This window comes from Spirosoma koreense (genome assembly GCF_054777875.1).
This window is the reverse complement of sequence record NZ_BAAHAC010000027.1, coordinates 181,233-206,098: the sequence shown is the minus strand read 5'-3', so window position 1 is coordinate 206,098 and position 24,866 is coordinate 181,233. Positions and strand designations below refer to the sequence as shown.

Here is a 24,866-nt window from a genome sequence, read left to right as displayed (position 1 = left end):
CAATTGACAGTTACTGATACGGGTTTCACACGCCCTACGGCAACTCTAATGGCTGAACATTATCCATTATCCTTTATTCATTCACGTATCAACTCACATTGCATTCATTTTTTAGCCCGCTGCGAAGCGAGGCACACAGTATGAGAAACGGAAAACCAAAACAAACAAAATATTCCAAACCCGCATCCGGTGGAGCGGCCAGTTCGGCTCGCCCACGTGAGAAGGGCCTGGAGAAATCGACGAAGACAAGGTCAAGTCAACAAGCCAATCTAGGCCGGGCCGACTCGTTTCTGGATGAGTTGAAAAATGACCTAATGGCGTTTTTTCAGATCAACAGTGATCAGTCATTTACGCAGGATCAGGTGCTGAGCCATTTCGACCCCAGCGACCGGCGGATGAAGCTCATCATGCATGGCCTGATCGGCGAACTTGCCGAAGAAGGCCGGGTAGTTCGTCAGGCGGACGGGAGCTACCGCGCCGATGCAGACGCCAATCTTATCGAAGGCGTGGTCGATCACGTCAATTCACGCTTCGCGTATGTCGTTCCAACCACAGCGACTGGTGTGCGGGGCGACCGCAACGACGACATCTGGGTGTCGACGGATGACCTTTCGGGGGCTGTCGACGGCGACCGGGTACGGGTGATTCGATTTACCGACTCGCGCAACCGGGGAAGGCGTATCGAAGGAAAAGTGGCCTCGATCATCGAACGGGGCCGTACGGAACTCGTTGGCCGGATCGAAGTCTGGCCGACCTACGGCTTTGTCGTTCCTGACAGCAAGAAGATTTACGAGGATATTTTCGTCCCAAACGACAAACTGGGCGGAGCCAACGATGGCGAGAAAGTGGTTGTCCGGCTCACGAAATATCCCGAGCCGAATAGCCATAAGCAACAATTCGAGGGCGAAGTTATGACCGTGCTGGGGCTGGCTGGCCAGAACAATACGGAAATGCACGCGATTCTGGCTGAATTTGGGTTGCCGATTCATTTTCCGACGGATGTTGAGCAGGAGGCCGAAGCTATTCCGACCAAAATCCTGAAGAAAGACCTGGCCAAACGACGCGACATGCGCGAGGTGACCACCTTTACGATCGATCCGGTCGATGCCAAAGATTTCGATGACGCGTTGTCGGTGCAGGTACTCGAGAATGGCAATTACGAAATTGGCGTACACATCGCCGACGTAACCCATTACGTACTGCCGGGCTCAAAACTGGAAGCCGAAGCCTACAAGCGGGCTACGTCCGTGTATCTGGTCGACCGCGTGGTGCCGATGCTGCCCGAAAAACTGTCGAATGGCTTATGTTCGCTCCGGCCCAACGAAGACAAGTTAACCTTTTCGGTGGTGTTCGAACTGACTCCCGACGCCCGGATTGTAAACGAGTGGTTTGGCCGAACCGTCATTCACTCGAACCGACGGTTTGCCTATGAAGAAGCGCAGGACATTCTGAACAGCAACAGTGGCGACTATCTGGAAGAACTCCGGCTCCTGAACGAACTGGCCTACAAACTACGCGACGAGCGGTTCAAGCACGGCGCAATCAATTTTGAGACGGTCGAAGTGCGGTTCCGGCTGGATGAGAACGGCGTACCGCTGGCTGTTTACCCTAAGATCCGGCAGGATACGAACAAGCTCATCGAAGAGTTTATGCTGCTGGCGAACAAGCGGGTGGCCGAGTTCGTGCATACGCTCTCGAAGCAGAACAAAGGCCGCGAGGAGAATACCATGGTCTACCGGGTACACGAAGGCCCTGACGAAGACAAGCTACGCAGCTTTGCGGATTTTGCCCGTCGGCTGGGCTACAAGCTCAATGTCGACGATGAGCATCTGTCGAATTCGATGAACCGGTTTATGGCCAGCATCGAAGGCAAGCCCGAAGCGGGCATGTTGCAGCAGCTTGCCGTGCGGACCATGTCGAAAGCACGGTATACGACCGAAGATCTGGGCCATTTTGGCCTCGCCTTTCGGCGGTACTCGCACTTTACGTCGCCCATCCGTCGCTATCCCGACATGATGGCTCATCGGTTGCTTCAACATTACCTGGACAAGGGAAAACCTGCCGACCGCGACGAATACGAAGAAAAATGCAGGCATGCCTCCGAGCGTGAACGCATGGCGGCCGAGGCCGAACGGGCCAGCATCAAATACAAGCAGGTTGAGTTTATGAGCCGTATGGCACCGGGCCAGTCGTTCGAAGGGGTCATCTCCGGCGTTACGGAGTTCGGCTTTTTCGTAGAGATCACCGAGAACAGTTGCGAAGGCTTAGTCAGGATGCAGGATCTGACAGACGATTACTATGATTTCGATAAGGAGAACTACCGGATTATTGGCCAGCGCCATAAGAAGATGTACACCTTTGGCGATGCAGTAGTGGTCCGGTTAAAAGAAACGAACCTGGCCCGCCGGAGCATGGACTTTGCCCTGGTGAATGATAAAGTCGAACGGCAGTCGGGCGATACGGATGCTGAATCAGGACGTTCGGGTCGGCGTGACGGCCACAAGGGGGCTCGCTCAGGTGGTTCGGCCAGTGCCTCCTCCTCCCGGCGGAGTAGTAGTTCGGGGCGTAGCCAGGCACCGGCCGCCAAAGGCGAAAATCGGCGCGGAGGCCGTGGACGTCGTTAAAAAGTAGCCGTTGATTGACGAATACGCTTGCATGCAACGTATAAAACGGCTACATTTGCACTCCCAAAAATAGGGGAGCCGCTCCCGTAGTTCAATGGATAGAATTATGGTTTCCGGTACCATCGATAGGGGTTCGAATCCCTTCGGGAGCACAAATGCTACTTTAGCCGCCGTACTTCATTGTACGGCGGCTTTTTTTGTAACTAGCTAAGTATTCACTTTTTTGGTTCTGTTTAGTAGTTGCGCTGTTACGAGCTCAGCCTCTCGCTACCCTTTTCTATGAACATAACGACCTGTTTTTTAGCGTAACAACGCAAAGCATACATCAGGTTATCAGTCTGGTGCATCGGATTTAATATAGTTTATATTTAGGGTTTAAACCCATCCACAAGCCATATTATCTGATGATTAGTTACCGATTTATACCGGTACTGTATTTAACTGCTTTGTTTAGTTACTATCCCTGCTCAATACTTCAGGCACAATCGATTCAGGATATCGACCGTCTACGAAATAAAGCCGAAATTTTTTACAGCCAGGGCGAGTACGATCGGGCGCTTACCCATTACCTGGATGGCTTCCGATTGGCTCGGCAGATCGATAAAGTCCGGGCTGCCAACTTAACCGTCGATATCAGTTCGATCTATCATATGCGGGGGCAGTACCGGCAGGGGGCGGCTATCTGTCACCAGGGTACCGAACTCCTCAGGCAGGCTGCTACCCAACCCGACTCGGTGCAGTTCAAGCTCCATTCGAGTCTGGGGGAGATGTACAAGAAACTGAACCTTCAGGATTCGTGCTATCTGTATTTTTCCAGAGCAAACGCCATCCTACAGCAGCATCCGGAGCTGGAGCAACGCATTTCGGGCTATGTCATCTATCACTACAACAACCAGGGTATGATGTATGTCCGGGCGGGGGGCTATAACGAAGGGCTTAGCTACCTGACCAAAGCCTTGTCCATCGCCGAGCACTACACGACCTCCAAAGAAGACATCGCTATCTTACAGAATAACCTAGGCGAAGTATATGGTCAGCTGGGGCTGTTCGGGAAAGGGTTGGTCTGCCGGAAAGCCGCGCTGGCTCTTTACCCCAAGCGGGATTTTTATAAATACCAGATTCTGAGCGGGGCTTCCTGGGACGCTCTGCGCTGTGCCGCCTACGAAGAGAGCATTGTTTATGCCACAAACGCTCTGTCGCTGGCCCAATCGATCGGGCAAACCACGTCGGCAAACGCCAGTTTATCGGCGGCCACGTCGGCCTTGAATCGACTCGGGGATAGCTATGCTGGTCTGTGCCAGTACGATCGTGCCATCGATTATTACCAGCAGGCGATCAAGCGCCATAATGCCGTTTTTAAAAAAGAAGATAGTTCGCTGGCGGCTAGCTACCTGGGTCTGGCGAACGTAAAATACAAACAGGGGTTTCCGGAAGCCGCTCTGGTGTTTTGTCAGAAGGCTATCCGTAGCCTGTCGCTGGACAACCCGACGCCTGTCCTGGCCGAGCAGAGTTCTTTCGAAGCCCTGGCGCTCAAAGCCGATCTGTTGGTTCAACGGGCCAGAATGACCCGGCAGTTAGCCGATTGGCGCCGTGCCTGCGATACCTACGATCACGCGCTGATGGTGGCCGACGCCATACGCAAAAGCTACAACGCTCTGGAAACCAAGTGGTTTTTTTCTACGCAGGTCCGTCCCGCTTACTTAAGTGCCTTCGAGGCCGCCTACGCCCTGTACGACCAGACGAGGAATCTGCAGGATAAGGAGCGGGCTTTTCAGCTCCTGGAACGGTCCAAAGCGGCCGCACTGACAGACATCACCCGGGAGTTGCTGATCAAGCCGACTAATGTTCCGGCTACGCTGCTCAATCGCGAACGGGAGCTTCAGCGGATCATTATGCGGCAAAAGCTGGAACCGCCGGCACGACCTTCGACGGCTATGATCGATGCCCAGATCGGGCTGGCTCAGCTTCACCAGCGATTAGAAAAAGAATTTCCGGCTTATTACCAGGCCAAGTACAAGCCCCAAACCGTATCGGTAGCCCAGATACAGGCCGCCCTCGATGACCACACGGCTTATCTGAGCTACCTGCTGGGGCGGAATAGCTTATACATTGCGGTGGTCACTCAGGGCGAAGTGACGCTGGTGCAGAAACGTGGTGATCTGAACACGCTGAAAAGCGCGATCGGTACGCTCAATAAGGCGCTGTATAAGAACCCCGGTCTGGGGAACTATACCGGATCGTCGGGAGCCATAATGGGGTACCGATGGCTGATCGAGCCCATTGGCCAACTGTTGGCAGATACCGATCGGTTAGTTATTTCGGGCGATAACGAGCTGCACCGGATTCCGTTCGAAGTGCTCGAAACGGGCCGGCTCGTCGATGATTTTCTGATCAAAACGTATGCGATCAGCTATGCGTCCTCGGCGAACGCGTTGCTAAATCGGCCGGGGGCCTCACCGACTCATGAAAAGGGAAGTCTGCTTAGTCTGGCTCCCTTCGTTAAGCCTGCCACGGCGAAAGAACCACCGCTGGAATTACCCTACCTGCCAGCCTCCCAGGCCGAAGTCGAGCAGTTGCCAGGCGAAGTGCTACTGGGAAAAGCGGCTACCAAGCGCCGGTTCATGCGCACCTACGGGGCCTATAAAGTGCTACACCTGGCCACACATGCCTACGCCAACGATACCGAACCCGCCCGGTCTTACATTGCTTTCTACCCGGATGGGAACCCGGACAAATTATACGCCGAAGAAATTTATAATTTATCGTTTGCGCGAACGCGGCTCGTCGTACTCAGCGCCTGCGAAACCGGTAACGGTAAACTTCAGGCGGGCGAAGGGGTGATGAGCCTGGCGCAGGCATTCGCTTATGCCGGTTGTCCATCCATTGTGTCTACGCTCTGGGGCGCCCACGATGAGAGCATGGCTTATTTATCGCAACAACTGCACAAACACCTCCAGGCCGGTCTGGCGATCGATGTGGCGCTGCAACGCACCCAGCTCGATTATTTTCAGTCGGAGCTTTATCCGAAACTGAGCCATCCGCACTACTGGGCCAATCTGGTCGTCATGGGCGACAGCCGTCCGGTTTATACCGTTGCCTGGGCTTCAACGAGCGTTGTGGTCATTCTTGGCGCTGTTTTTCTACTGGGGGCCATTCTGTTTTTTCGGCAACGAGTCGCTACCGGGCGGGTGGTTGTCGGGTAAGCTAAGGCAGTACATTGGCCATAAACAGTTTCCATTCCATTTTCCGGCGGTTGAGCCAGCCCACTTCATACGCACACTGGTCGCACTGCTGTAGCCGTCGGTAAAGCTGACTGGCCCGGTTGATCTGACGGCTCCGGAGGTACGACACGGCCAGGTGCCACTCGGCTGCTTCCCGAAAATAAGGACGCAGATCGTCGACGGCCAGTACGTTCTCAAAATGACGGGCGGCCTGCACGTAATCTCCTTCGACCATACGGGCCTGTCCTTCAAAGAAATTTTCGAATGCCATCCGTTGCGGAGCCGGCAGTTGTGTGGTGTCGATATGTCGCAGCGCCATCACGTCGTATCCCGCGTTGGGCAGCGAAATAGAGGCCATTGACAAATACCCAATGATGAGAAGGCAGGCGGCTGCTACCCCTACGGCCACCCGGTTCCACCCAATCCGATGCCTGGTAAAGACCGGCTCGGTTGCCTGCTCCCGGCGGATCTGCTGCAGTGTGTTTCGCATCTGCTGCTCGGCCAGAGCTTCGTTCAGCAGCGTCTGCGCCCGACGAACCGATACCAGTTCGTCGGCCAGTTGTTTATCCGTTTTCATTCGCTCTTCCAGGCGACGACTTTCTTCTTGTTCCATACGGCCTGTCAGGTAGTCTTCCAGCTGTTCCCAGCGTTCTACCGGATCTTCTGATATCATACGTCCGCTAATTTTAATAATTTCTGTATACACCGAAACTTCCGCATTTTCACGGCTCCCACCGAAGCCAGTCCGAACTCCGCAGCGATCGATTCCAGCGACTGTTCGTGCTGATAGAAGGCCGTCAGTATCTGGCGGCAGGTTTCGCCCAGTTGCTGAAAATGTTCCCAGGCCCAGGCCCGGTAGTCGATCTCGGTTACGATCGTTTCCGGGGTGTCGGGCCCCTCATTACCAGTAGCAAACCAGTACTGACGCTCCTGTCGGCGGCTTTCGCTTTCGAGTTTTTTGAGCCACTTCCGGCGGGCAATTCCAGTCAGGTACGCCCCCAGGTCGATCTGCTCCCGCTGTTCGAAATGGCCACTTATTGCCTGCCGCAGAAAGGCGATCATGACCTCCTGAATCACATCCTCGGCATCGTCTGGCGACCCTCCCAACTTTCGAACGTATCCCTTCAGCGATCGGCTGTAGGTGGCGTACAAATAGCGGGTAATGTCGTCGACGCGCTCGCCCTGTCGAAGATTCGCAATGATCGTTTCGGTTGGTAGCAGTTGTGGCATAAGAGGTGGTTTTACTGAGTAGTTCCCACGACGACCCTGAAGGTTACGCCAATCTAAAAAAAATCTGCGATTAGCCGGTGACAATTGCCCGGCTCATGCCATAAACCCATGACTCTGAAATACAGAGTTGTTAGTTGACAAGTTAGGGCGCCCACTTGTGTAACTGATCCGTTCAGAAACGCAAATCCTAACCAGTATGCTTATTGCAGGCAAAAAATCGGCGCTTTGCCGAGTGGGTAAACTTTGTCTTATCGGCTTAGTCATAGCCGCCAGCTCGTGTCAGAACGATCCCGTGACTCCGCTAAATCCCAGCCGAACCGTGGCTTGGGTACCTACGAACCCCGCCCCGGTCGATTTACTGAAGACCAATGGCGACCAGCCGCCGAAAGATGTCGGGGGTGGGGGCGGAAGTGCACACTGCCCGGGTGATACCATCCAGACGAATGACGATCAGCCGCCGAAAGATGTAGGCGGTGGTGGAAAAGGGAGCTGACCTGGTGTCCGGTTTTGCAGCAATGCGAAGCCGGACACCAGGCGTTCGAAACAGCGGTGGTTATGCCGGTTTTCTTTCACCTGATTTTACCCAAGACGGCGTGACTTCAGCGTGTGCTTCGGGAATAGACTGGAGAAAGCACAAGTTGATTTCGCCATTTTCTGATATTATTTATGGATCAAGCCAACGTGTACCCGATTGCCACCGATCAGCAACTCCTGGATGGTCTGCGTAATAAAAATCAGCAAATCTGGCGTCAGGTCTACAATACCAACCGCAGGCCGGTGGTGAATTACCTGCGCGGGCTGGGGGCTTCAGACGAGGTGGCGATGGAAATTTACCAGGATACCCTGATTTTTCTGGATAGTAAAAAAGACACGCTGACCCTGCAAAGTAAGTTGTCGACCTACCTGACGGGCGTTGCCATGCTTAAACTAAAAGAGCACTGGAAGAAGGAAAAAACAGCCGCCACCCGAACGGGAGCTGATTTTGAACGGCAGCTACAGCGTCGGAAACCGACCGATGGCGAAACGGATGAAGCCGAACTGGCGCTCCTGCAATTGACGGTAGAAGATGGGTTCCGATTCGATCTGGACAATGCCGACCCGGACGTCATGGTGCAGAAGGCGCTCGCCCAGATATCCCTCAAACACTGCGCCGACATCTTTCAACTGCGCTACTGGGATGGCCTCGACGATAAGCAGATAGCTGGCAAACTGGGCCTGTCGCATGGTTCCTTGCGAAATCAGGTTGGTGATTGTAAGAAAAAAGTAAAAGAGATTTTAGTAGGTATGGGTTGGGGACAATAACTTTCTCTCGTTGAGCACAGGGCTACCAGCGACTCACCACCCTTTATAGACACGAAACCCATGACGGACGCCGAACGCGACGAATTGATCGAGAAATCCCTGCTCCATGAACTGGATACGGCCAGCGAAGCCCAGGTGCAGCAGCTTCGGCAGCAGGACGATAGCTTTCGTCAGGCTTATGATTTTCAGGAACTGCTGATTCAGCAGGTGCGGCTCAAACGTCGGCAGGAACTGCTGAACATGTTTGCCGAGTTCGAAGCCGAACAGGAATCCGACACTAGCGCGGAAGAAACACCCGGTGGTCTACTGGCACCGCGCATCGACCCGCAGGAAACCCCAATCGACCGACCGGTTCGTTCATTGTGGCAGCAGAGCTGGTTCCGGGCCGCGGCTGTCGTGGCTTTAGGGGTGCTTGCAGCTACCGTCTGGTGGCAACTGGCGCGCTATGACCCATCTCCCGTTGCCCGGGATGAACACGATTCCGTCAAAATACCCTTGCCAACGGACTCCGGTCGACGTAAACTCATTGAACCGCACCGAATTCCAGTGCCAGAGCCGCAAGGGCCAGTCGCTCATCAGCCTGTCGAGCCGACTCAATTGCGGGGGGCGGTGGCTTTACCGTATTACGAAACGGAGGATGTACGGCTGGGCTTTGGTCAGGATCGCCAATCGTCTGATCTTCGAGTGGTTATCTTTAATATGGGGGAGGAGCCGGCATACGAGTTTCGCGATACGCTCAAGGTGTATCTACCCGTACTTCCCGCGGCAAAACCGGCCTGGACGCTAGTATACAACCGATCAACCGACACGTATTACCTGCTGACGGGCAAAACCAGGTATGAGCTTGTCAGAGGGTTACAGGCCCGCCAACCTCTCCGGAAGGCAGAGTAAAAGGCGATAGGGCCACCCAGGCTGGAAGCCATCACTCAGTCGGCACGTAACAAAGCCAGTTCCTAACGACGCCATCCTGCATAACGACCACCAGATTGGCCGGGTCATAACGGTAATACAGCAGCCCATTGGCGGCTGCTACTACGCACGGCGGTTCGCCATATCGCCGTATCAGTGCCTGAACCGAATCGCCGGATTTGATTCCCTGTTTGGTTTGAACATGGCTATCGGGTCGTGACACAAACAGATCAAAGCTACCGTTTGCCAGTGTTATTCGGTACAGAGCTCCGTCGGGCATTCGACCGCCCTGAATCCGGACCATCCCCGGCTCTGGAATAGCCAGCCGTTCGGGTAATGCGAACGTATTGGGAAAAGGCAGGGAAATGGTTCCGAAATTGCCTTCCGGGGTCAATAAAACGCCTGAAGCTGGTCGGGCATACCGATTGGCCACCTGCGTCAGTGCCTGCGTGGCAACGGCGGCAGGCTGGCTGTTTAGTTGGGCATATACGGTTGCCACCTCCAGATTGTACCTTAGTTCATAAGCACCACGGCTTTGCGCTAATTCGGCCAGCCCTTCCTGACTCTTTCCCGCTTCGATGAGCGCAATACCCCGGACCAGCCGTGCATTCGGGGGCAGCCGTTCCTGGTTCTGACGAAGCACTTCTTCCAACTGATCGATGGTTTCCTTGGCGGTGCCGGTCCGGCCCAGCATCGACAGGGCCGTGGCTAGATTGACAGCCGCCACCACATAGGTTTCATCCAGCTCAAGTGCCTGCCGAAAATTGGCGATGGCCTGTTTAAGTAAGTCCGTTTTATTGAGTTCGTCGCCCCGGCTAGCTTCGGGTCGTAGCCGATTGCCGGTTTCGACCTCAAACGGATAGCGGAAAGGCATTTCGTACAGGGTCATGAGTTGAGCCGCTCGTAGCAATTGGCATAACCCAATGTTCATCAGCAGCTCTTTCGTCGGCATCTCTTCCGAAACGAACGTAAAGCAGCGTTGCGCCGTGGGATAATCCTGTCTCCACAGAAAAAAAAGCCCGGCTTCAAACGCCATTCCCAATGAGTTGGCTTTGCGGGCCTGCTCTTCCATCAGTAAAATACGCTCTTCTCGGCTGGGATAACCTGTCATCTGAGTGGGTAAACGATAGGCCGTATAAATGGCCATATACAACGGTTTGACCAGCCGATAGGCATCATAGCCTGCCAGAAACGCCCGATAAACGCCCTGCATATCGGCCTGCGCTTCCAGCACCTGCGTTTGTTGGGCCTGTGCAGGAGTGGGCTGCTGGCGTTTAGTCAACTGGGCAAAGCCAAACCAGTCGGCATGTTTGCCGTAGTAGTGCGTAAGTTCATGGCCCAGCACAAGCGCCAGCGCCGAGAGTGAATCGGGCCCAAAATGGCGACAGATATCATAAAGTTTTTCATCCAGAAACAGTTCGGGCTCGGGTCGGGAAACAAACTGAGCGATTCGCTGGCTGGCCGGGTCGGCTACCAGCGTCAACTTCGGCAGTCGTTGTTCGCCAAAAGCCGTTGCCAGTTGTCGACAAACCTGCTGCGTAACCCGGTACTTATAATCCGGTGCGGGAGGAGACGCCGACCACGACTGATTCTGAATGAAGAATAAAAGGCTGAATGCCAGAGCGATAACTTGAGATGTCTGCCTGTTTTGCATCGTTGGATTGCCGGTTGGCTACACCCCTTATTCCCGATTCGGGGGCAATAGCAACATCGTTTACAGAAAATACCGGAAAATTTTTTGAACCGGTGCGTGACGTCGAGGGGGCGGGTGGATATATACCTATGTCTGCCGAGGCTGTTCCGGCTTCTATCCACACTTTTCGACTCGTATCCAATAACCCTAATCCTATGAAAAACTTATGAAAGTAACACGTCTACTGATATTGATCACCATCTGGGTAAGCCCCTTCGCCGGGCGGGCGCAGGCCCCTAACCCCGCACAACCGGCCGAGCTGGATGCCGTTATCAAAGAGCTGGAAACCAACGGGTATGAAGCCATCAAAAACAAGAAACTAGATCTCAGAGCCATCCACTATGTTAGCGGAACCAGTCGGCTGACCCCGGAAGACAAACAATACCTCGACACGATTGCGGCTTTTCTGACCCGCGTGCCAACCGTAGTCATGGAAATCGGTGGCCATACCGATAATGTCGGTAATAAACAGGCCAATCTGCAATTATCGCAGGAGCGGGCTGTGTCGGCCATGCAGTACGTTATCGGTAAGGGAGTGCTGACCCGGCGGATCAAAGCGGTTGGCTATGGCAGCTCGCAGCCCATCGCCGATAACCGCACAGACGCCGGGCGGGCTCAGAACCGTCGGGTCGAATTGAAATTTCTGGGGCTCACCAGCGACGTTTACAACCTGGTTACGAAAAGTGGGCGCAAGCTCCCGGCAACCTACGTGGTGGTGAGCGCCGACGGGCGGACCATCAGTTACCGCGAAAATGCCAACTCGCCCCTGACGCGTGTGCCGGCTTCGGGCATCGATTACATCGAATACCCCGACGGAAGCCGCCGGCGGCCCGATGCCATCATACTCAGCGGGTCAGGTGGTGGGTCATCGGCAGCGGGCTTCAAAGAAACCCCCACGACGGCATCTTCCCCAGCTCCGGTGGTCGAACGGAGCCGATCAGCCTACGAACCGTCTACTATCCAATCGATTATCAAGTACGCGCCCCTGACGAATTTCGGCTATGAGCGGGTGCTGGCGAATAACCACTCGATTTATGCGGGACTGAGTCTGTATAGCCTTGGCTTTGGCGTATCGGCCATTGGTCTGAAAGCCGAGTACCGATTCTACGGACTTATCAAAGACAGCCCGAAGCAGGCACCGGAAGGGTTCTGGGTCGCACCGACAGTGCTGTTCTGGCACGTTAGCGACCGTTTCGACGTGACCGATAACCTGTTCTTAACCCAGATTGGCGGCATAGCAGGGTACCAATGGATTTTCAATCGGAAAATTTCGCTGGAGCCTGCCCTTGGGTTAAGCCTAACGGCCGTTGGGAGTGGGTCAGACTATGCGTTGGGAGCCGGATTTGTGCCCCTGTTTGCCCTGCGGGTCGGGTATGTCCTGAAATAATCCGAGACGATTCTCTTATCTCAATGACAAAACGGTTCCTTATTTGTTGCTTTTTGTTCCTGTGGCCTGGTTGGCTAGTGGCTCAGCACCTGGGTATTGCCCAGGTACTGGAGTTGGTCAACACGCCTGTCGATAAGCGGGGTACGATCCTGAAAGCAAACGGATTTGTCTTCGAAGGAACATCCGCCAAGGCCACCTGCTACCGATACGGACGCATGCAGGCCGATCTGTACGGTGACGAATACCAGGAAACCATTCTGTACTGCGCCAGTGGTTCGCTCACCTACGTAACGTTCAGTCCTGATCATGCCACAAACCTGAAGTTTCAACTGGTCCGTAAATTTGATTTTCAGGATCAGGGCGCGTTTACGGCCGAGTCGGGCTTACTCAAAAACCGGTATCAGCGCCGGACACTGAAAGTTGAAACGGCCAACACCAAAGACAGTCAGCGGCAGGACATGTGGGTGTTTCAGTTTTATGATGATCCGTCCGCAAAGCCTGCTCAGCCCCCGTTAGCGCAGCGCAACGAACCTCCCGCCGAGCCAACGGGCCGCTCAACGCCGGTGGCGCTCAAAGGAAATTTTTATGCGCTACTGATCGGGGTGAACGAGTATACAGACCGGAAGCTGCCCGACCTGACCTTTCCGATTGACGATGCGGAGAAGCTCAAACGGGTATTGACCGACCACTACACGTTTCCGGACCGAAACGTTACCGTGTTGACGAACCCAACTCGGAAAGGAATATTAAGGGCCTTCGACGAGTTGACTTACAAGCTTCGGAAAGACGATAACCTGCTGATTTTCTTTGCCGGACATGGTCGTCAGGAAGAAAAAAGCCAGCAGGGGTACTGGCTCCCGGCAGACGCCGAAAACGACTACGAAGCCGACTGGCTGAGCAACAGCACCATCCGCGATCAGCTCCGGCGGTTTTCGTGTCAGCACGTGCTGGTTGTGTCAGATGCCTGTTTCAGCGGGGAGCTGATTTCCACCCGCGGCAGCGTGCAGCCTACCAAAGCCATCCAGCAGCTCTATACTCTCAGGAGCCGCCGGGCCATTACCAGTGCGGGCAATACGGTGGTGCCCGACCGGAGCGTATTTATCAATTACCTGGTGCAGCGACTCGCCGAAAATAGTAAACCCTACCTGACGGCAAATGAGCTGTTTGTCAGCATGCGCGAGGCTGTCATCAACAACAGCAGTCTGAAGCAGGTTCCGATGTATGGCTATATACAACAGTCGGGCGACGAAGGGGGCGATTTCATTTTTGTGCGCCGGTCGCCCTAGAGCCACTTACTTTCAAGATAATCGGCAGCCATAGGTGACAAATCGTCTGTGCGGTTCATATACATCCGAATCGTACATAAACCTGTATCATCATGCCTGCAAGAAACAAACGAGAAGCTGAAACACTGGCAAGTTCTGCCATCAACAAATGGGCCATAGGATTTGCCTCCGTTGCCTGGATACCTGGTTCTCACTACGCCATGGGCGCGGGCGATCTGGCCATGGTCGTTCAGGTCGGTAGTATTTACAACGTCGATCTGGACAGAACGGCGGCCGGTAGTGTCTTCACCTCCGTGGCGGCTCCCCTGATCGGGAGTAAGGTTGCCCATTCCATTCTCGATTTCCTGCCCGGTATTGGCTGGGCCGCTAAATCGGCCGTAGCACTGGGTACCACCAAGTTCGTGGGGCAGGCACTGATTCATTATTTTAAAGACTGTTCTCCGTTGCCCGACTGATAACCGGTTCGCAACGGCGCTGATGAGCATTTTACCGGTTCGGTTGATTTTTCTGAAAAATTTTCGAATAAAACCGGTGACAAAAACCAGGGCCTTTCCATAAACACATAAATCGAGCCGGTCACGACGGCTCGCACCCCAATAACTACTTAAACTTGACGACCCATGTCAGCTTTTACAAGAAATCCTCTTCTGGTTCGCCTAATCGATCAGGCTGTTGCGCATCGGCTGGTAAATACTACAAAACGCTTCGTGTCAGCCCATACGGTCATACGTATACTGCTGATAGTCAGTTTGCTACCGGGCTTGATCAACTGTTCGCCACCGGCCGGAAACGTAGACCCCGCACCCGCCACGACCGATGAATACATTTCGTACAAAATAGACGGGAAAGAATATTCGGATAAAACCCTGGGATCGCTGGGCAGTGGCTCCGACTATTTCGGATTGTGGAGTGTCATTGCTGTTTCCACTAGTTTCAACAGCCCTGGTTACGGCCTGAAATTGTACGTAGATGCGCCGAAGGTAGGCACCTTCACGACTCAGAACGATCGGCTTTCGGGCGAACTTGGTTATATCAAATCGCTAAGCGATGTCCAGACGTACAGCCTGAGCAGCAAAAACAGTGGAACCCTCACGTTCACGAAATTCGATCCGGCCGGATTCGCCGAAGGTACGTTCGCTTTTGTCGGCAAAACCGATAAAGGCCAGACCATCACGGTGACGGATGGTAAATTCAAAATAGACCTACGGTAGCGGATCGGCCCTTGCTTTCCGTTTCTATCCACATTTCGAAAACTTCGTAGCAAACCCCCGACCCGCTGGATTTAACAAGATGGACTTGTTACGTATATAGGTAGTCGTTAGTGAAATGTCAGTCAGGCCAGATCGGCCATTATCTGGGTCAACTGGTCCAAGACCAAAAAATAATTGCCGGACCGTTACCTCAACCTTATCAGCAGGCATCCTTTGTAAAGCCGCCGTCTCGCGGACAGCTCGTCAGCCGCTAAGCAATCGAACCAAAAACCAGTTAACCAAAGCTATTACATACATGAAACGCATTGTTTACCGACTCATTCTCCTGGCTAGTGTGCTGACGAATACGGCGATTCAGCCGCTGCTAGCTCAAAAGACGAATCAAAAAAGCAAAGACGTTCAGGTAACCCTGGAACAGGTTGCCGAGAAATGTAAAGGGTTGCCGCGCGATAAGCGGGTGATTGTCAAAGTGGCGCGATTCAGCGTTTCGACCCGGTCGGCGCAGGCCCACACGACCTTCGGCGATGAACTGGCAACGATGCTGACCTCCGCTATTCAGCAGACCAACTGCTTCCGCGTGATGGAAATGAACCGCAATGTCGGCGACGCTACGACCGAAATGGCGTTTGCCCAGGACGGCTTCACCGACGGCTCAGGCCCGCAGGCCGGTAAAATGATTGGGGCACAACTGGTCGTTACGGGCGAAGTGACTGATTTCTCAGAAGGTAATAAATCGACGGATGTAGCCGGCCTTAATTTCGGCGGTAATACCGCTACCGTAGGGTTTACGTTAAAATTGCTCAACCCGCAAACAGGCGAACTTCTTTTCAGCCGGGATATCAACATGAAAGGCAGCACGTCGGGTTTTCGGGGGATGAGTCTGGGCGGAGCCAACGGCCTGAAAATTGCCGGGTCGACCGAGAACCGGGCTGTGCAGGACGCCGTCCAGAAAGCCATTATCAAGTCGGTAGAGGTAATGGCCGATGCCAAAGATCAGATCGAGATGCCCGAGCCGATGAAGCCGAAAGAAGTAAAACGCTACACGGCTCAGAACTGCCAGATGCTGCGGAATGGCTCGCCTAAGGTGATGATTCTGATTACGGAAGCCACCACCGTGGGTACCTCCCGCTCGACCGACGACACCGACCTGGCGCGTCGGGAACGCGAAATGCAACTGCGGGAGCGCGAAAACAACATGCTGCTGGGCCGCGAAATCGTGAAAGGTATTTTTGCCCGACGCAGCAAAGAAGCCCCGAAGACAGAAGAGCCCGCCAGCCGCCAGACATCGGCGTCGGCTGTCATCAAGCCCGTCGTGATCGAGCAATCGGCCACTGAAGTCGAGCTGACACGCCGGTTTGTGGAAGCGGGGTTCCGGGTCATCGATCCTAAAGCGTACGCTAAAATGCGTCGGGTAGCCGATTCGACGGGCGATATGTCGCAGATGGCCGCCATAGGCTTGAAAATGGGTGCCAACATCATCATAACGGGGCAAACGATTTCTGAGCGTACCAACACGCAGGGCGGCATGGTGTCCTGTCGAGCCCGTCTCGAAACGCGCGTCGTCGCGACGGAAGATGGCACCATCCTGGCTTCTAATTCCCTGTCGGGCGGGGGGATCGACGTATCGGAAGCGGTGGCCAATAAACAGGCGATTCAGAATGCTTCGGAAAACATGACCCAGTACCTGCTGGAGCGGCTCTGCGCTATGAACGTACAGTTTGCCAGCGTCGCCAGCGGCCCCGCCATGGCACGTCCGGCGGCTCGCGTAACCACCGCCAGTGCTGCGTCGGTGCCAGCAGCCAACACGACTGATATTGCCGTTACCAATGCCAGCTTCGCTAAGCTGCAGGCGCTGGCCGGGATTCTGACCAAAAATCCGAAAGTAAAAAGCGTACAGAAATCGCTGAGAGGAACCGAAGGAACGCTTCATGTCGAACACCTAGGTTCGACTGATGACCTGCTCGAACTGCTGGGTAAGAATCCGGCAACCCGATTCGAAGTGACTGGCATGGAAGACGGCAAAGTGAGCCTGACCATGAACTAAGCGACTGTACATCAACTATATACTTCTATCCACATCTTTTTCTCTTACTACTCATGAACCGTTTTCTTATCCCACTCACGCTCTGCTGGTGGCTGCTTGTCGACCTGCCTTCTGCAATTGCCCAGACACGCGGAACCGATGCGCTGTACAAACTCGATCGTAGCGTGGTACAGGCAAAAATCAACGAAGTGACCGCCACGGACGTATTCTACACGGAACCCACTTCGCCGACGACAACGCGCAAAATACGGAAAGCCGATCTCTGGAAAATCGTTTTTTCGGATGGAAGTACCGATGTATTCAATTCCCCCGCTACTGGACAGACAAGCGGGGCAGCATCCCAGAAACCAGCGGTCGTCCGCAGCGAATCGAACCGGGCTTATTCGAACGTATCATCCACCAATGAGTCGGGCGATGGTCCGCAGTCGATTATCAAATACGCCCCGCTGACCAGCTTCGGGTACGAAAAAGTACTGCCAAACAACCGCTCTATTTACGCAGGGCTCAGTTTATACAGCGTCAACTCGTTCTACACGCGCGTCACGGCGATTGGTTTCAAAGGTGAGTACCGTTTTTACGGGCTGGTAAAAAGTAGCCCGAAGCGAGCGCCTGAAGGCTTCTGGGTCGCCCCGACGGCCTTGTTCTGGAACGTCACCGTCCGAGACCTGGACTTCTTTGGCGATACCGATAGCGAAAGTGCCTTTGTGGTTCAATTGGGCGCTATTGCAGGTTACCAGTGGGTTTTTAACCGGAAGATATCGCTGGAACCCGCCTTCGGCTTAAGTCTTACCGCCGTCGGTAGTGGTACGGAGTCTGCACTGGGGGCGGGTATAGTGCCGCTGCTGGCCCTGCGGGTCGGGTATGTCCTGAAATAACCGACTGATCCTGTTTCTCTCATTCCCACTTTTTATTCTTAAACACGCTTCCTTATGAAGGCATTTCTCTGCGCCTGGCTTCTCATCGTCAGTAGCCTGGCATTGGCTCAGTCGTCCCGTACGGATGCGCTGTATAAGCTGGATCGCACCTCGATTGACGTTAAAATCGATGAGTTGACGGATACCGATGTCATTTATGTCGATCCGGCGACTCCAAAAGTAAAGAAAACCATCGCGCGCCGTCAGGTCTGGAAAATCGTGTTCAGCGATGGCAGTACAGAAACCATTACACCCCTGACAGATAAGACTACCGACACGGATCAGATCACATTGATCGACCAGACGACTGTGCAGGGGAATGTCACTCGGCGCGACGACCGGAAGCTGTACTACACCAAGCCGAACGATCCGACCAATACCCAGTACGAACTCCTGTTGAGCCGGCTCGGCCGGATTCATTACGCGACGGGCAAAGACGAAGTGTTCAGTAAAACAGGTGGTAATGCGGTTAACAACCAGCCAGCTATTCGCGCCGAAAAAACGATCGACGCAGCGCCAATGGCCGATAACTCAGCGCCTGCAGCCAGCTATTCCGATCCGGCAGCTTTTAGTCGTATTCATTTGACCGTAGGGCCGGAATTTGCTTATTATCCGGGCCTACTCAATAAAGACCGGGCCTGGCTGAATGATTCGACAGGCTTTGGCATGAAGCAGAACATCGGCGTAAGCCTGCGTTTCGACTATTTGCTCCTGCGAAGGCTGGCCGTGTCGGCTACGGTCGGTTATTACGGCTGGGAGCTAGTCCGAAAATATACCCGTGAGGGGATTTCTGAATACAGTGAAACGAAACGTCTGACTCAGATTCCAGTTCAGATTGGTTTTAAGATCTATCCGTTGAGTAGTTTTTACGTAATGCCTGAAGGAGGAGCTACCTTACTTTTTTCATCGTACAAGACCTCCGACGCACATCCGGAGCCTTCCAACGAATCCACGCAGGCAACGCCGATCACCTACGGAGGTAGCATAGGCTACGAAATTCGTCGAAACGCTTTATTGCTTGATTTCAGTCTGCGCTACCAGATACTTGGGGTTCATAACCTTCATTCGCCTGATTTTACGATCAATGAAAATCTCAATATTACCAGCCTGAGAATTGGTATTGGCTTCGGTACGTCCAGAAAATAAACTGACTACATCATGACTTACTCAAATATACTTCGACTCGTTTCATTGTCTTTAATCATTGTCTTTGCGATGCTTGGTAGCTGCCGTCGGGAGGTTGAGATACCGTTGCCTGAACTAGTCGGTAACCCTGGTAATCCCCGGTTTAATTTAAAATTCGATAATGACCAGAGAGTGGACCTGGATCTATACGTGACCGATCCGAATGGCGAGACAATTTATTACCGGAATCTAAGAGCCCGAAAGAGCAAAGGGACGCTGGACGTAGACTGTAAATGCGAATCGTGTGATCTGGGACCGAACGAAAATATATTCTGGTCTTTAACCGAAACCGCACCCAAAGGCAAATATGAGTTCTGGGTCAAGTATTACAACGATGTGTATGACACCTGCAAATTCCCTGAGAAGCCAACCAATTTCACGGTTATCGTTCGGAATGACGGCCGAAGAACCAATCCTGAACTGTTCAAATACTCGGGTGTCCTTCGGCAAAAAGACATGGAATCCATTCACTGGATCTACGACACCACGACGGAAAAAGTGACTCAGAAATAATTAACAGCTACACGAATGAAGCGTCTACTATTTATTTATGCGTTAATAGGTTTAGTCAATCTCCCGGCTCTGGCCCAGGACGTAGTCTACCTCAACGACCAGACAAACGTTACCGGAACCCTGGCCGAAATCACTCCCGAAAAAGTGTCGCTTCGAGTTGCTAAAGGGGAATCGATGATCAAGTTTTCGTACGGGGCCGACAAGGTGGCGGCCGTAGTCAACCAGCGGGGGCGGTTTCTGTGCCTGAGCCAGTTGCAGGCCTTGCCCGCCGACGAGCGCGACCGGCTGATCAGCCAGTTTATGACCGGCACCAGTTTGCCGAAGTACGACATCATCGTGCAGGCCATTCCGCCAGGGGTGATTTATGGGAAAGTCGCTTATGCCCAGGGCGACGTGGTCAACTACACAACCGTCGACGGAGCCGCATCGAGTCTACCCAAGTCCGATCTGGTCGGTATTTTCTACCAGACGGGTAAGCACGAACTCTTTACCGACGCCACTTTTCTGTGCGATAAAAATATCGTTGTCAACGAACCCGGCCCCGCGGCCGCGCCTGCTCCAACCGCTCCAACAGCGCCGGAACCCAAAGCTGACGAATTGGCCAAAACAGAGAATCATGAAAAGCAGCCTAAACCGGCAAGTGCTACAGCCGAGAAGCCAAACGTACTCCAACTGACGGATACGCAATACGAAGAATACCGGTCGCAGGCGCTCGAACGGGTGCAGGAGTTTGCGGTCATGCTGGGTGTGATAGCCGATAAGACCGTCGAAGCCGGCCAAAAAGACAAAGCCATCAATCAGGTTCTGAAGATGTTCAAGCCCGATGCGGTCATTCAGGTCAGTTCGATGGTACGGGGTGGGCAGGCCAATACGTACAAAATCAAAGATTATCTCATCCGGCTCAAGCTCATTCCTTACAAAAACGTGTCGCTCGAATGGAGCGATATCCAGTATGTCCAGGAGCTTACGCAGAAAGATGATGGAAATTATTACGGAAAGATCAAAGGTGAGCAGCGGTTCACGGGCCTCAACAGCAAAGATGAAGTGCAATACAGCGATATTACCCAGAAAGATGTCGATGTGATGCTGACGCCCTACAAAAAGAAGAAAGAGGGTCAGGACGAAAGCAAATGGGCGGTTTTGTTAGGAAACGTAGGGGTGATGGCAACCCAGTAAGCAGCCGCAACGATGATCAACTTTATCCGTTTCTGGTTGCTGCTGGGGCTGCTTGCGGGTGTGAGTAGCTGGTCGGGCCTGCAGGCGCAGGCGCTGACTACCCGCGATAACGAAGAAGTGAAACTACTGGCCCGCCGGAAAATAGAGCGGGGGCTGGGCGACCTGCTGAATGTGCTGAGCCTGGCCGACCTCGGCGAAGCCGAACGCAATGCGCTTATCAGCGAAAGCTTTACGCCGGGGGTAAACCAGCTCTTTGCCGACAAAGACATAATTGTTGAAGATGACATCAACCCCACCCGAGCGGCTGCGGGAACCGTGCTGGACATGTCGGTTGAAAAATACCTGGCTAACTTCGATCTGCTGTATACCAAAACGGGGCAAAGCACGATTCAGTTTTCCAATATTACGGTCTCCGATCTTAAAAAGGGAAGTAGCCTGTACGTCAAGGTATTTTACACATCGTTTTTCGGGGGGAAGCATACGAAAATCGACAAGCCTTACGTACCGATACGGCGGGTGGCGGAGGTGCGCGCCGATCAGGTGGGTTCGAAATGGAGCGTACTGATCACTCGGCTGGCGTTTATGACGCAGGCCGATTCGACGATGACTCTGGCTCTCAACAACGTACCACTGAAAGAAGCACCCGCGCGAACGGCTATGGCCGATTCGGTAACGGCCCGCGTGGATTCGGCCCAGGGAATGGCGGTGGCCGCAGGGCCGGTCGATCCGGAGCAGGAACGGGAGAAAAAGGCGCTCGAAACCTACCAGAAACTACTGAAGGATGGCGAAAAAGCCTTCGCATCCGGCGATCTCGAAATGGCCCAGCAGATCTATGAGCAGGCGGAGAAACAAAAACCATTTGAAGACCTGACCCCGAAGGTGCGGTTATTCCGCATTCAGCGGGTGCTCGAAGAACGGGCGCGGAACTCGGTTGTGGAAATGAAAAAAAGAGCAGAGCTGGCCCTCCGGAAACGCCGGTATGCCGAAGCCCTCGCGCTCCTGCAACGCATCGCCGACCAGCAACCTGACTCCACGAATCTACTGGTTCAGATTAAAGAGCTGGTAACTAAGTCGCGCCGGAAAGCGGAGCTCGACGAGCGGTTTTCAGCGGGCCAATACCGGGATCTGGTCAAAGAATATGCGCGGCTGATCGATGCGGATCGGAAACAGAATAAAGAAGTCGCCAACAAGGTGAACAGTTCGGACTGGTATCTGGGCCGGGGCAAATGTTATACGCAGCTGGCTGACTACAAAGAGGCCCTGCGCGACCTGAATGAGTCGCTGGCGCTTGATTTTCAGAACCTGGATGCGCTCGAATCCCGCGCGGATCTGTACGCTCGTATGGGTGATTATCCGAAAGCTGCGGCCGATCTGTCGGTTTACCTGACCGTCGACCCCACCAACGCCGACCTGCTGGCCCGCCGGGCTACGTACCGAATCCGCACGAACCGAATCGCCGAAGCCCTTGCCGATTATGGTGAAGCGATCCGAATCAGTAATCAAAATCCGCGCTTTTACCTGTTACGCGGCATGTTGTACCAGCAATCGGGACTATTCGACAAGGCTGAAGCTGATTTTACGGAAGGTATCAACCGGAGCCGTCGCCAGCCGGAGCTTTACGTGAACCGAGGCTATGCATACATTGGTCTAAAGCAGTACGAGTCGGCCGGAACCGACTTTGCACGAGCCATCGAACTGGGTGTAGACGCTCCCAACCGAAAACGAATCGACTCGGTTGCCACGCGCTTTTACACCCAGAGCGAGCAGGAGTTGCAGGCCCGAAAAGTCCCCGAAGCGCTGGACCGACTGGCCATCGCCCTGATGCTGAAGCCGGACTATGCCGATGCCTGGCTGGCGCAGGGTAAATTGTACGCTGGCCTGGGAGAAAACCATCGGGCCGACAGTGCGCTGACGAATGCTATTCGGTATAATCCGACCCAGGCCAGCAGTTTCTACCAGCGCGGATTGACGCGTCTTCGGCTGGCCAGTTACGGTCCCGCCGTCGACGATTTCGGCCAGGCTATTGCGCTGGAGCCAGGGTTGTACGAAGCTACTCTGGGTGAAGCCAAAGCCCGAATGGCGCTCCGACAGTACGACAAGGCACAGAATACGCTGGCTACGTTACGCTCGTTGCGGAAGCAGCTTGAGAAACGGTATCCGCCCACTTTTTTTGCTGATACCTATTTTTTGTCGGGGCGATGTGCTTATGAACTTCGGCAATATGAGGCTGCTCTTGAGCAATTTGAAGACGCTCTTTCGATTAGTAAAGAGTGGGTGGCTGCCTACACTGAACGCGGCCGAACCTACGAAGCCATCGGAAAAACAGACCGCGCCCGCGACGATTATACCAAAGCCGTTCAACTCGAACCAACCGTGGCGGCCCATTACATTCCGCTGGCAATGATGCTCGAACGGCGGGAAAAACCAGAAGATGCCCTGAAAGAATACGCTCACGGTCAGGAACTGGATCGCGACCACGAACTGGCAACGGTTATTGCGCTCGGAAAAGGGCGCTGCCTGATGGCCCTGAACAAATACCTGGAAGCGCTGAATGAATTGACCAAAGTTGGCCAGTACGACGGGTTGGCTTGTACGGACGAGTGCCTGTACCTGCGTACTTATGCCCAGGTACGGACGGGGCAACTGCCCGCGAATGTTCGGCTGGCGGGTTTGAATACCGTAACCGCTTCACCTGAGTACGCCCCTAAAATTCGGTATGTGCTGGCCTGTGCGCACCTGCAGGCCAATGACGATGACCAGGCACTGGTGCAACTTGAAAAAGCGTTGCAGATGGGCTTGCCAAAGGAGTTTCTCAAAAAAGATAAACTGATTGACTTTGTCAGGAAAGATTTTCGTAAGACGTCCGCTTATACGCAACTTACTAACCGATACCGGTCATGAGGTAGGGCGGCTGAGTGGTCTGCTCCTGATCAGCTTATTGAGTTCGGTAGTCCCTGGATCCACGACGGTCAAAGCACAGCACATCTGGGTTAGCTGCCGGGCGCAGGATCATCGGTCGCACCGGTTCGTTGCGGCAAACTGGCAGTGGGCGGACTCTACGGATCGACCCGTTTATGAACAGAAAGCTGACGCGGATGGATTTATGGGCTTGGTGCCCCAACAGGCGCGTTACCTTACCGTCAGTAGCAGTGGCTATCGACCCATACGTTTGCCGGTTCAGTGGCCTCCGATCGGGACCGATTCGCTATCGTTTCGGTTTGTGGTTCCGGTCGTGCCGATCGACAAACCGACGGCAAACCAGCCGTACTTCCAGTCGGAGCAGCGGCCGCTGCAATTAGCCAACCCGCCAGTTCGCACAAGCCCGGTTGTGGTAAAATTTGTTATCGGCGATGCCCTGACAGACCAGCCTGTCAGGGCGAATCTGTGTTTGTTTCAGACACGCGCTCGTCGACAACGTTGTTATGATGTCAGCACGTTGACGACCAAACTGCTGCCGCCCGACATTGTCGCTATTGAAGTGAGAGCCGTTGGTTATCAACTGTATCTGGGTAACCTGATCATCGCCGATACGACTGCCGAATCGACTCTCGACTACAAAATCCGACTAAATCCTACCCCAACGCTGCTGGCCGTCACGGTGCCAGAACCTTACCCAGATCTTACTTTGGAAGGGGTAGCAGACCGGGCCAGCCAAATACTGACAACTACGGATAATACCCATTTTTTTGTCTCTTCCAGGCCCGGCCAGTACCGGTTGACCAGCCAGGGGAAGCCACTACCGGAATCCCGTCTTTCCCTAAGGGAAGGCATAAACGCTTACTACCCTGCCCCGCTGGTTCCGGTAAGTTCAAGCCCACGACCAGGTCGGGAGACAACCATTTATTTTCTTCAGAGCAGCTACGAACTCAGCGATTCGGCCCGGCGGCAGCTCGACAGGGTGGTGGCTGTGCTGAAACAGAATCCGCAGATGAAAGGGCAGATTACTGGCCATACCGACAACGTAGGCAATCCGCTGCTCAACCATACGTTGTCGGAATTCAGGGCTAAAATCACCAGGACTTATCTACTGCGCCAGGGCATTCAGGAAAGTCGCCTTTCGCTAACCGCCGTAGGCGCTGGTCAGCCCGCGGTGGCCAACGATACCGAAGCAAACCGGCAGCGAAATCGACGGGTAAGTGTGGTCGTTTACGAATAACCCCGGCAGGACGTT

General features: G+C 54.0%; 19 protein-coding genes and 1 tRNA gene. 17 read left to right on the top strand and 3 right to left on the bottom strand.

Features of this window, described 5'->3' with window-relative positions; genetic code table 11:
* Nucleotides 1-140 precede the first annotated feature (140 nt).
* The 3 genes from rnr (at nt 141) to ACYVC2_RS26255 (ending at nt 5,827) form a co-directional block, all read left to right on the top strand.
* Entirely contained in the window at nt 141-2,624 is a 2,484-nt protein-coding gene (gene rnr, locus ACYVC2_RS26265; protein ID WP_461107538.1) for a ribonuclease R, read from the top strand.
* Between the two features lie 80 nt (nt 2,625-2,704).
* Nucleotides 2,705-2,776: transfer RNA gene (locus ACYVC2_RS26260), tRNA-Arg, on the top strand.
* 294 nt (nt 2,777-3,070) lie between these two features.
* Complete coding sequence (locus ACYVC2_RS26255) at nt 3,071-5,827, top strand: CHAT domain-containing protein (protein WP_461107536.1); 2,757 nt, start codon at nt 3,071-3,073, stop codon at nt 5,825-5,827.
* A 1-nt stretch (nt 5,828) separates the two neighbouring features.
* Here ACYVC2_RS26255 and ACYVC2_RS26250 read toward each other — a convergent pair whose 3' ends face one another.
* Nucleotides 5,829-6,518 carry a hypothetical protein gene (locus ACYVC2_RS26250; RefSeq protein ID WP_461107534.1) on the bottom strand — a complete coding sequence of 230 codons (690 nt, stop codon included), beginning with the start codon at nt 6,516-6,518 and terminating at the stop codon, nt 5,829-5,831.
* The gene (locus ACYVC2_RS26245) at nt 6,515-7,075 is read right to left on the bottom strand and encodes an RNA polymerase sigma factor (RefSeq protein WP_461107532.1); all 561 of its coding nucleotides are present in this window, start codon (nt 7,073-7,075) and stop codon (nt 6,515-6,517) included. The genes ACYVC2_RS26250 and ACYVC2_RS26245 overlap by 4 nt, the downstream gene beginning before the upstream one ends.
* Before the next feature lie 196 nt (nt 7,076-7,271).
* On the opposite strand from ACYVC2_RS26245, the gene ACYVC2_RS26240 reads away from it, so the two are divergent.
* From ACYVC2_RS26240 to ACYVC2_RS26230, 3 genes are all read left to right on the top strand, one after another.
* Nucleotides 7,272-7,568 carry a hypothetical protein gene (locus ACYVC2_RS26240; protein ID WP_461107530.1) on the top strand — a complete coding sequence of 99 codons (297 nt, stop codon included), beginning with the start codon at nt 7,272-7,274 and terminating at the stop codon, nt 7,566-7,568.
* Between the two features lie 173 nt (nt 7,569-7,741).
* Nucleotides 7,742-8,377: an RNA polymerase sigma factor gene (locus tag ACYVC2_RS26235; protein WP_461107528.1), complete on the top strand. Its 636-nt coding sequence runs from the start codon at nt 7,742-7,744 to the stop codon at nt 8,375-8,377.
* Nucleotides 8,378-8,437: 60 nt separating this feature from the next.
* Complete coding sequence (locus ACYVC2_RS26230) at nt 8,438-9,268, top strand: hypothetical protein (RefSeq protein WP_461107526.1); 831 nt, start codon at nt 8,438-8,440, stop codon at nt 9,266-9,268.
* A gap of 31 nt (nt 9,269-9,299) precedes the next feature.
* Here the strand turns inward: ACYVC2_RS26230 and ACYVC2_RS26225 are convergent, their stop codons facing one another.
* Nucleotides 9,300-10,940 (bottom strand): M48 family metalloprotease, encoded by a 1,641-nt coding sequence (locus tag ACYVC2_RS26225; protein WP_461107524.1) that lies wholly within the window; start codon nt 10,938-10,940, stop codon nt 9,300-9,302.
* A 205-nt stretch (nt 10,941-11,145) separates the two neighbouring features.
* Here ACYVC2_RS26225 and ACYVC2_RS26220 point away from each other — a divergent pair, with 205 nt between their 5' ends.
* From ACYVC2_RS26220 to ACYVC2_RS26170, 11 genes are all read left to right on the top strand, one after another.
* Nucleotides 11,146-12,366, top strand: coding sequence for an OmpA family protein (locus ACYVC2_RS26220; RefSeq protein ID WP_461107522.1), 1,221 nt, complete (start codon nt 11,146-11,148; stop codon nt 12,364-12,366).
* A 23-nt stretch (nt 12,367-12,389) separates the two neighbouring features.
* Nucleotides 12,390-13,652 (top strand): caspase family protein, encoded by a 1,263-nt coding sequence (locus ACYVC2_RS26215; protein ID WP_461107520.1) that lies wholly within the window; start codon nt 12,390-12,392, stop codon nt 13,650-13,652.
* A 92-nt stretch (nt 13,653-13,744) separates the two neighbouring features.
* The gene (locus tag ACYVC2_RS26210; RefSeq protein WP_461107518.1) at nt 13,745-14,107 is read left to right on the top strand and encodes a hypothetical protein; all 363 of its coding nucleotides are present in this window, start codon (nt 13,745-13,747) and stop codon (nt 14,105-14,107) included.
* A 165-nt stretch (nt 14,108-14,272) separates the two neighbouring features.
* A complete protein-coding gene (locus ACYVC2_RS26205; protein WP_461107516.1) occupies nt 14,273-14,863 on the top strand; it encodes a hypothetical protein in 591 nt (196 codons plus the stop codon).
* Nucleotides 14,864-15,158: 295 nt separating this feature from the next.
* The gene (locus tag ACYVC2_RS26200; RefSeq protein WP_461107514.1) at nt 15,159-16,907 is read left to right on the top strand and encodes a CsgG/HfaB family protein; all 1,749 of its coding nucleotides are present in this window, start codon (nt 15,159-15,161) and stop codon (nt 16,905-16,907) included.
* A gap of 53 nt (nt 16,908-16,960) precedes the next feature.
* A complete protein-coding gene (locus tag ACYVC2_RS26195; RefSeq protein WP_461107512.1) occupies nt 16,961-17,782 on the top strand; it encodes a hypothetical protein in 822 nt (273 codons plus the stop codon).
* Nucleotides 17,783-17,836: 54 nt separating this feature from the next.
* Nucleotides 17,837-18,967: a hypothetical protein gene (locus tag ACYVC2_RS26190; protein WP_461107510.1), complete on the top strand. Its 1,131-nt coding sequence runs from the start codon at nt 17,837-17,839 to the stop codon at nt 18,965-18,967.
* Nucleotides 18,968-19,138: 171 nt separating this feature from the next.
* Nucleotides 19,139-19,519, top strand: a complete 381-nt coding sequence (locus tag ACYVC2_RS26185) for a hypothetical protein (protein ID WP_461107508.1) — start codon at nt 19,139-19,141, stop codon at nt 19,517-19,519.
* Between the two features lie 15 nt (nt 19,520-19,534).
* The gene (locus ACYVC2_RS26180; RefSeq protein WP_461107506.1) at nt 19,535-20,695 is read left to right on the top strand and encodes a hypothetical protein; all 1,161 of its coding nucleotides are present in this window, start codon (nt 19,535-19,537) and stop codon (nt 20,693-20,695) included.
* A gap of 12 nt (nt 20,696-20,707) precedes the next feature.
* A complete protein-coding gene (locus tag ACYVC2_RS26175; protein ID WP_461107504.1) occupies nt 20,708-23,596 on the top strand; it encodes a tetratricopeptide repeat protein in 2,889 nt (962 codons plus the stop codon).
* Entirely contained in the window at nt 23,532-24,851 is a 1,320-nt protein-coding gene (locus ACYVC2_RS26170) for an OmpA family protein (protein ID WP_461107502.1), read from the top strand. Before ACYVC2_RS26175 ends, ACYVC2_RS26170 begins: the two co-directional genes overlap by 65 nt.
* Nucleotides 24,852-24,866: the final 15 nt, after the last annotated feature.

Coding starts and splice junctions, on each gene's coding strand:
- rnr (WP_461107538.1), top strand. CDS start 141: ATGAGAAACGGAAAACCAAAACAAACAAAATATTCCAAACCCGCATCC.
- ACYVC2_RS26250 (WP_461107534.1), bottom strand. CDS start 6,518: ATGATATCAGAAGATCCGGTAGAACGCTGGGAACAGCTGGAAGACTAC.
- ACYVC2_RS26245 (WP_461107532.1), bottom strand. CDS start 7,075: ATGCCACAACTGCTACCAACCGAAACGATCATTGCGAATCTTCGACAG.
- ACYVC2_RS26240 (WP_461107530.1), top strand. CDS start 7,272: ATGCTTATTGCAGGCAAAAAATCGGCGCTTTGCCGAGTGGGTAAACTT.
- ACYVC2_RS26235 (WP_461107528.1), top strand. CDS start 7,742: ATGGATCAAGCCAACGTGTACCCGATTGCCACCGATCAGCAACTCCTG.
- ACYVC2_RS26230 (WP_461107526.1), top strand. CDS start 8,438: ATGACGGACGCCGAACGCGACGAATTGATCGAGAAATCCCTGCTCCAT.
- ACYVC2_RS26225 (WP_461107524.1), bottom strand. CDS start 10,940: ATGCAAAACAGGCAGACATCTCAAGTTATCGCTCTGGCATTCAGCCTT.
- ACYVC2_RS26220 (WP_461107522.1), top strand. CDS start 11,146: ATGAAAGTAACACGTCTACTGATATTGATCACCATCTGGGTAAGCCCC.
- ACYVC2_RS26215 (WP_461107520.1), top strand. CDS start 12,390: ATGACAAAACGGTTCCTTATTTGTTGCTTTTTGTTCCTGTGGCCTGGT.
- ACYVC2_RS26210 (WP_461107518.1), top strand. CDS start 13,745: ATGCCTGCAAGAAACAAACGAGAAGCTGAAACACTGGCAAGTTCTGCC.
- ACYVC2_RS26205 (WP_461107516.1), top strand. CDS start 14,273: ATGTCAGCTTTTACAAGAAATCCTCTTCTGGTTCGCCTAATCGATCAG.
- ACYVC2_RS26200 (WP_461107514.1), top strand. CDS start 15,159: ATGAAACGCATTGTTTACCGACTCATTCTCCTGGCTAGTGTGCTGACG.
- ACYVC2_RS26195 (WP_461107512.1), top strand. CDS start 16,961: ATGAACCGTTTTCTTATCCCACTCACGCTCTGCTGGTGGCTGCTTGTC.
- ACYVC2_RS26190 (WP_461107510.1), top strand. CDS start 17,837: ATGAAGGCATTTCTCTGCGCCTGGCTTCTCATCGTCAGTAGCCTGGCA.
- ACYVC2_RS26180 (WP_461107506.1), top strand. CDS start 19,535: ATGAAGCGTCTACTATTTATTTATGCGTTAATAGGTTTAGTCAATCTC.
- ACYVC2_RS26175 (WP_461107504.1), top strand. CDS start 20,708: ATGATCAACTTTATCCGTTTCTGGTTGCTGCTGGGGCTGCTTGCGGGT.